This window comes from Faecalibacterium sp. OF04-11AC (genome assembly GCF_003460645.1).
GTDB classification, from domain to species: Bacteria; Bacillota; Clostridia; order Oscillospirales; family Ruminococcaceae; genus Faecalibacterium; species Faecalibacterium prausnitzii_I.
In genome coordinates this window covers 1-6,763 of record NZ_QTVP01000050.1, presented here as the reverse complement: position 1 = coordinate 6,763, position 6,763 = coordinate 1, and the positions used below count along the sequence as shown (strand labels likewise).

Sequence of the window (6,763 nt, the reverse complement as noted above, 5' to 3'; positions counted from 1 at the left end):
ACCTCTCAGTCGAGCTTCGCTCGCCAGCCGCTCCCCTTTCGGCACTTTCGTGCCACCTCCCCGCCGGGGCGAGTCTTTCCTAGTAGGGGAGCCTTTGGCAAATAGGGAAAGCTTCCATCGACTGCCAAGGCCTCCCCTGTTAGGGGAGGTGGCACGCCGTCAGGCGTGACGGAGAGGTTTAAATCGTGTGCATGGCGTCGAAGACTTCCTGGCGGGTGAGGTTGATCTGCATCCCCATCTCCTTGGCCAGGGCGTCCATGCGCTGGTGCAGCTCCTCATGGTTGACACTGCACTTGGAGATATCCACCAGCATGATCATGGCGAACATGCCCTGCAGAATGCTCTGGGTCACGTCCTCAATGTTGATATTCAGTTCGCTGCAAAGGGTCGAGACTTTGGCGACCACGCCAACGGTATCATGACCCATGACCGTGATAAATGCTTTCATAATTTCTACCCCATAATTTAAGTTTCACCTCTCAGTCGAGCTTCGCTCGCCAGCCACTCCCCTTTCGGCACTTTCGTGCCACCTCCCCCAGCCGGGGGAGTCTTTCCTGACAGGGGAGCCTTTGGCAAATAGAGAAAGCTTCCATCGACTGCCAAGGCCTCCCCTATTAGGGAGGGTGGCATCGCGCGAGCGATGACGGAGAGGTTTCGTTCCCCTCAAGTATAGCAGATTTGCTGAAATTTGAACACTGTTTTTAGAAAAAAGAACCGAGAACACTCCCAAAAGACATTCTATGCAAAAAACCAGATGAAAACAGCCGCCGCTTGTGTTATACTTATTTACAAATCTCGCACAACAAGCTGAAAAGGAGAACGCACCATGGAACAGCTTTTGAAAATTCTGGAAGATAACGCGCGGCTTTCCGTTGAGGACATTGCCACGATGCTGAATAAATCCCCCGCCGAGGTGGCGGCCATGATCGACCTGGCCCGGGCGCAGGGCATCATCAAGGGCTACAAGACCCTTGTGGACTGGGAAAAGGCCGGGGTGAACCGGGTGGAGGCGGTCATTGAGCTGAACGTCAGCCCCAAGAAGAGCCGCGGCTTTGATGAGATCGCGGCCACCATTGCCGCTTTTGACGAGGTGGAGAGCGTGCTGCTGATGAGCGGCGGTTACGACCTGCAGCTGGTCATCAAGGGCCAGACGTTCCAGGAGATCGCCCTATTTGTGGCAAAGCGGCTGAGCCCGCTGGACGATGTGCTGTCCACGGCCACTCACTTTGTCCTCCGTACCTACAAAAAAGAGGGCCGCCTGTACCAGGACGACGAGATCGATGAAAGAGAGTGCACGGTGCTGTGATGGATTACGAACGACTGATCGCGCCTGCCGCCAAGGCCATGCGGCCCTCCGGCATCCGCAAATTCTTTGATCTGGCCGCTGAGATGCCCGAGTGCATCAGCCTGGGCGTGGGCGAGCCGGATTTCAAAACGCCCTGGGCCGTGCGGGAAGCCGGCATCGAGAGCCTGGAACACGGCCGCACCCGCTACACCTCCAACGCGGGCCTCAAGGAGCTGCGGGCGGAGATCACCCGCTATCTCGCCCGCCGGATGAATCTCCACTATGAGCCCAGCCAGGTGCTGGTGACGGTAGGCGGCAGCGAGGCCATTGACATGTGCATCCGCACGCTGGTCCAGCCCGGGGATGAGGTCGTCATCCCGGAGCCCTGCTTTGTCTGCTACGAGCCTATCACCACCCTTTCCGGCGGTGTGCCGGTCCATGTGGCCTGCCGACAGGAGGATGAGTTCCGCCTCAAAGCAGACGCCCTCAAAGCGGCCATTACCCCCAAGACCAAGCTGGTCATCATGCCGTTCCCCAACAACCCCACGGGTGCCGTGATGGAGCGGGAAGACCTGGAGGCCGTTGCGGAGGTGCTGCGGGGCACCAACATCATGGTGCTTTCCGATGAAATTTACGCGGAGCTCAACTATGGCCTGCGGCCCCACGTCTCCATTGCGTCCCTTCCGGATATGGCGGAGCGGACCATCGTGGTCAACGGCTTCTCCAAGAGCTATGCCATGACGGGCTGGCGGCTGGGCTATGCCTGCGGCCCGGAGCCCATCATCAAAATCATGACCAAGATCCACCAGAGCGCCATCATGAGCGCGCCCACCACCAGCCAGTACGCGGCCATCACCGCCCTGAAAGAGTGCGATGGCGAGATCGACCGGATGCGGGACGAGTACAACATGCGCCGCCGCCTGGTGGTGAAGAGCTTCAACCAGATGGGGCTGACCTGCTTTGAGCCCCGGGGCGCGTTCTATGCGTTCCCCTGCATCAAGTCCACCGGGATGAGCAGCCAGGAATTCTGCACAAAGCTGCTGGAACAGAAGCATGTGGCCATCATCCCAGGCGACGCCTTTGGTGCCTCCGGCGAGGGATATGCCCGGGTGTCCTACGCGTATTCCGTAGAGCACCTGAAAGAAGCCCTGAAGCGGATCAAGGAATTCCTGCAGGAAAACGGCATTTATCACGGGGAAGCATAACGGGAGGAAACAACCATGGCAACTTTGAAAAGCGTGACCGTTCTGGCCCCTGCCAAGCTCAACCTGGCACTGGATGTGGTGGGTCTGCTGCCCAACGGCTATCATAATCTGGATATGACCATGCAGGCCATCACCCTGTACGAGCGGGTGGTGCTCCGCCGGAGCAATACCCTGAGCCTGAGCCTGCCCGGCAGTCCGGTGGCCGCCAACGACAGCAATACCGCCATCAAGGCGGCCATTGCCTTTTTCCGGTACACGGGCCTTTTGGCGGGTGTGGACATCACCATTTATAAAAACGTGCCCGTCCGGGCCGGTATGGCGGGCGGCAGCGCCGACGCCGCCGGTGTGCTGGTGGGCCTGAACGCCCTGTACGGGGCCAAACTCTCCATGAGTGAGCTCTGCGCTCTGGGTGCCAAAATTGGTGCCGACGTGCCTTTTGCTCTCATGGGCGGCACCTGCCGGGTGCAGGGTGTAGGCGATATCCTAAAAGCCCTGCCGCCCTGCCCGGACTGCTGGTTCACCGTGGTGATGCCGGATTACGGCGTCTCTACCCCGGAGGCCTTTGCGGCTTATGACAAAGTGGGCAGCAGCACCCACCCGGACTGTGAGGCCCAGGAAAAGGCCGTCCGGGCCGAAGATCTGGCCGGGGTCTGCGCGGCGGCCGGCAACGCGCTGGAAGAGTGCAGCGGTGCCAGGGACAACGAGGCCATCAAAGCGGCTCTCCGCCAGCACGGCGCCGTCACGGCCCTGATGACGGGCAGCGGCGCGGCGGTGTTCGGCGTGTTTCCCACCGAAGAGGCCGCCCGTGGAGCTGCCGAGGCCCTCAAGGCCCAGTGGCCGCAGGTGTATGTGGCCCAGCCCGATAAAGGCGGTGCCCGGGTCGTCAGCCCCAAATGGCTGCTGTAAGCGTTTCAGAATGCATAAACCCTCCTTTCTCCGGAAATGCTATTCCAAGAGAAGGGAGGGTCTTTTTGTGCAGACCTTTTATAAAATCTGTCTGATTCTCATGATCATCGGCGGCATCAACTGGGGGCTGGTGGGCCTGTTCCAGTTCGATTTTGTGGGCTGGCTGCTGGGCGGCAGCAGCTCCATCTGGTCCCGGATCGTGTTCACTGTGGTGGGCGCGGCCGCGCTCTGCGGCATCCCGGGTCTGTTTTCCGACGAAGCAGAGTAACGCAAAAACGGCTCCTTGCAAGGGAGCCGTTTTTCTTGTGCCATTTTATTCTTCTTCCCAGCCGACAAGATCGGGCAGGGTAAGGGTCTCATCAGAGCAGTGGGGATTGGTGGTACCATGGGCTGCCATAGACGCCCGCTCGATCTCCCGCACGATGTCGTTGATGGCCCGGCAGTCTTCGGGCAGGTCGGTCTGGCTGCGGCCGGAGTGGGTGAACAGAATCTTGCCCAGGTGGCCCACCACCAGTGTCAGGGGTAAAATCTGGGGGGCGGATTTATCGTAGTGGTAGCCCGCGTCTTTGGCGGCCTTGAAAATTTTCTGGGCCGCAAAGCTCCAGCTCAAAAGGCCGCGGGTCTGCTCCACACCCAGATACCCGTACAAAACGCCCGGTGCGTCGCAGATGACGGGGAACGGGAAATCAGAGCCCCGGGTGGCCGCCGCCACGCTCTGGGCCGAGGAGCGCACCACGCAGGCCAGCCGCACACCTTTCAGGGCGGGCAGGGTCTTGAGATAGCGGGTGACATACTCCCGGGTGACCGGGTGGTCGAACCCGGGCAGAAAGATCATGCACAGCGGCCGGGTGCCCTCACACAGGGCGTAAAAATCGTTGCCCGGCACCGTGGGGGTGTCGTAGGTAAACCGGGGGATGCTGGTCCCCACCAGATGCTCACTTTTCATGCCGCAATGCACATCCTTTCCATCTTCACCAACAAAGCAAGAGTCGTAGGGTATTTCCCGCCTGCGGCGGGAAATACCCCTGCTGCACCCCAGATGCCTATAAAAAAATCCACACACTGGCTTTTCGCAAAAGGCCAGCGGTGGATGCATTTCGATAAAAAGATCCCGCCCGGTCGTCTGCGGTCAATCAAACCTACCCTTACGGACAGGTGGGTGCCCTGTCGCCGGATTCACGCTTCCTCATCGAGCCTCCATGGTCGACCCATGGCGGGGAGGTCTGCAATCCACCGGAGAACTCCAAGCTCCCGTTGAATGATTAGTAGGATCATATAAACCGCAACAAATCGCGCCGGGCAGGAAGTCTTGCCTGGTAATTTGTCTGGAAAATAGGGACTTACTCGATCTCGAACTGGTCGGACAGCCGCTTCTCAAACAGCTTGCTCACTTCCAGCAGAGTCTCGTCATCTTCCACAACGTCCAGATACTCGCCCTCGTCGTCTTCGCCCACGCTCAGGATGACCAGCTGTGCATCATCATTCACATCATCCTCGTTCTCGGCGTATTCCACAACGGCCAGGTAATGCACGCCCTTATGGTCCAGCGCGTCGATCACTTCAAACGTGACTTCGTTACCGTCCTCGTCCTCAAGGGTCATCAGGTCGGGCTGATATTCCTCTTCGGCACCCGGGGTCTTGATTTCATCTGCCATAAGTTCGTTCTCCTGTAATATCGTAAATTTTGCATAAAATCGTCATAGCTCTGCCCTTTGCGGGGAGTGCCCGCTGCCGGGTACGCCTATAGTGTAGCGTTTTTTTGCCCGCTCGTCAAGATGTTTTTCGCACAGAAAACGCGCCGCAAATTTTCACGCATTTTCCTCTCGCCTATTGGGCAGGAATATGCTATACTAAACGTTGTGTATCAACGCAGAGAATTTTGGGAAGAAACCATAATACAGGATATGCAAAAGGGGTGTGGAGTATGAATCTCAGGCCAAAAAAATATTGCGCGGCACTGGCGCTGGGTCTGGCACTGGTACTGGCGGGGTGCAGCGGGCTGCCCACCCTGCCGGGTCTTGGCGGCGACAGCAAGCCCCAGAGCATCAGCCGCCCGGCGGTAGAGTCCGGGGAGCTGCAGTTCACCCACCCGGCGGCAGGGGACACCATTGCCGTGTTCGATACCTCAGCGGGCGTGTTCAAGGCCGTGCTGTTCCCCAGCGAAGCCCCGCAGGCCTATGATAATTTTGCAGGCCTGGTGCAGAGCGGCTATTACAACGGCCTGACCGTTTCCCGGGTGGAAAAAGATTTCCTTGTGGAGGCCGGGCAGGGGGCCGACGGCAAAGGCACCACCATCTGGAACGGCAGCCGCTGCCCCATTGAGGTGAGCGACAAGCTCCACCATTACTCCGGGGCCCTCTGCATGGCCACGGACACCTCCGGCCAGTGCGCCAGCGTCTTCTATGTCATGGACACCCTGCCGGGCAGCGATTCCGTCACGCAGGAGCTGGTGGACCAGATGAACGCGGCCAGCTACCGCGCCGAGGTCGTTTCCGCTTACCAGACCGCCGGCGGGGCACCCTACCTCGATTATACCGATACCGTCCTCGGGCAGGTGTACGAGGGAATGGATGTGGTGGACGCCATCGGGCAGGCGGCGGTGGATGAGAACCAGAAGCCGACGGAGGCCATCACCATCAACAGTGTGAGCATTGAGACGTATCAATAACGCAAAAACACAAGAGGGACGCTTTGCGGCGTCCCTTTTTGCTTAAATTTCCCCGGGGTGATCTTTCCGCCAGGCCAGGTAGTCGTCCAGGATGACGGTGGCGCTGACGGAGTCCAGAATTTCTTTCCGTTTGCTGCCGTAGGTGCCGCTCTCGTCCAGCAGGTCGGCGGCGGCGCAGGTGGTCTGCCGCTCGTCCCACATCCGCACGGGCAGGCCGCTCCACAGCTTGACGGTGGTAGCCAGCTTCCGGCTCTTGGCGGCGCGCTCGCCCTCGGTGCCGTCCATGTTCAGCGGCAGGCCGATGACGATGAGCTCGGCCCCGATCTCTTTGGCCACCTCACACACCCGGGCGGCCACCTTGTTGCGGGCCTTGAGGGTGATCTGCGGCGTGATGGGGCTGGTAAGAAACTCGGTGCGGTCGCAGGTGGCAAGGCCGGTGCGGCTGTCCCCGTAATCCACGGCTAAAATTTTCATAGGATGTCCTTTCTGCTTGCTGGTTTTCTCCAGTGTATCACAGAATAGATGTTCTTGCAATTTTGTGCTAAAATAATAACATACCGAAAAAGGACGCAGGGCCCGGCGACTGAATGCGAGAGCGTGATTCATTCGTCCAGTATGGCACAGTATGGCAAAAATCAATTTGCCAAGGGCTCCCCTTTCGGCACTTTCGTGCCACCTCGCCCCGGCCGGGGAGGTGGC

The 6,763-nt window shown here is 59.2% G+C and carries 9 protein-coding genes and 1 other RNA gene; 5 read left to right on the top strand and 5 right to left on the bottom strand.

The genetic code is table 11. From position 1 onward, the window contains the following. Positions 1–178 precede the first annotated feature (178 nt). Positions 179–448, bottom strand: coding sequence for an ACT domain-containing protein (locus tag DXA70_RS13270; RefSeq protein WP_128118737.1), 270 nt, complete (start codon positions 446–448; stop codon positions 179–181). Between the two features lie 378 nt (positions 449–826). Between DXA70_RS13270 and DXA70_RS13265 the strand changes: the two genes are divergently transcribed. The 4 genes from DXA70_RS13265 (at position 827) to DXA70_RS13250 (ending at position 3,664) form a co-directional block, all read left to right on the top strand. Next, positions 827–1,306 (top strand): Lrp/AsnC family transcriptional regulator, encoded by a 480-nt coding sequence (locus tag DXA70_RS13265; protein ID WP_022256831.1) that lies wholly within the window; start codon positions 827–829, stop codon positions 1,304–1,306. After that, positions 1,306–2,490, top strand: a complete 1,185-nt coding sequence (locus DXA70_RS13260) for an aminotransferase class I/II-fold pyridoxal phosphate-dependent enzyme (protein ID WP_022256830.1) — start codon at positions 1,306–1,308, stop codon at positions 2,488–2,490. Before DXA70_RS13265 ends, DXA70_RS13260 begins: the two co-directional genes overlap by 1 nt. 15 nt (positions 2,491–2,505) lie before the next feature. Beyond that, entirely contained in the window at positions 2,506–3,396 is an 891-nt protein-coding gene (gene ispE, locus DXA70_RS13255) for a 4-(cytidine 5'-diphospho)-2-C-methyl-D-erythritol kinase (protein ID WP_112115093.1), read from the top strand. A 67-nt stretch (positions 3,397–3,463) separates the two neighbouring features. Further along, on the top strand, positions 3,464–3,664 hold the full coding sequence (locus DXA70_RS13250) for a DUF378 domain-containing protein (protein WP_022256828.1): 201 nt from the start codon (positions 3,464–3,466) through the stop codon (positions 3,662–3,664). A 45-nt stretch (positions 3,665–3,709) separates the two neighbouring features. On the opposite strand, the gene DXA70_RS13245 is transcribed toward DXA70_RS13250, so the two are convergent. The 3 genes from DXA70_RS13245 to DXA70_RS13235 form a co-directional block, all read right to left on the bottom strand. After that, a complete protein-coding gene (locus tag DXA70_RS13245; RefSeq protein WP_128118736.1) occupies positions 3,710–4,342 on the bottom strand; it encodes an AhpC/TSA family protein in 633 nt (210 codons plus the stop codon). Between the two features lie 158 nt (positions 4,343–4,500). After that, a non-coding RNA gene (gene ssrS, locus DXA70_RS13240) (6S RNA) lies at positions 4,501–4,705 on the bottom strand. 31 nt (positions 4,706–4,736) lie between these two features. Then, positions 4,737–5,051: a DUF1292 domain-containing protein gene (locus tag DXA70_RS13235; protein ID WP_022256826.1), complete on the bottom strand. Its 315-nt coding sequence runs from the start codon at positions 5,049–5,051 to the stop codon at positions 4,737–4,739. A 269-nt stretch (positions 5,052–5,320) separates the two neighbouring features. On the opposite strand from DXA70_RS13235, the gene DXA70_RS13230 reads away from it, so the two are divergent. Next, entirely contained in the window at positions 5,321–6,064 is a 744-nt protein-coding gene (locus DXA70_RS13230; RefSeq protein ID WP_112115096.1) for a peptidylprolyl isomerase, read from the top strand. A 42-nt stretch (positions 6,065–6,106) separates the two neighbouring features. Here DXA70_RS13230 and ruvX read toward each other — a convergent pair whose 3' ends face one another. After that, positions 6,107–6,538, bottom strand: coding sequence for a Holliday junction resolvase RuvX (gene ruvX, locus DXA70_RS13225; protein ID WP_022256824.1), 432 nt, complete (start codon positions 6,536–6,538; stop codon positions 6,107–6,109). Between the last annotated feature and the right edge of the window lie 225 nt (positions 6,539–6,763).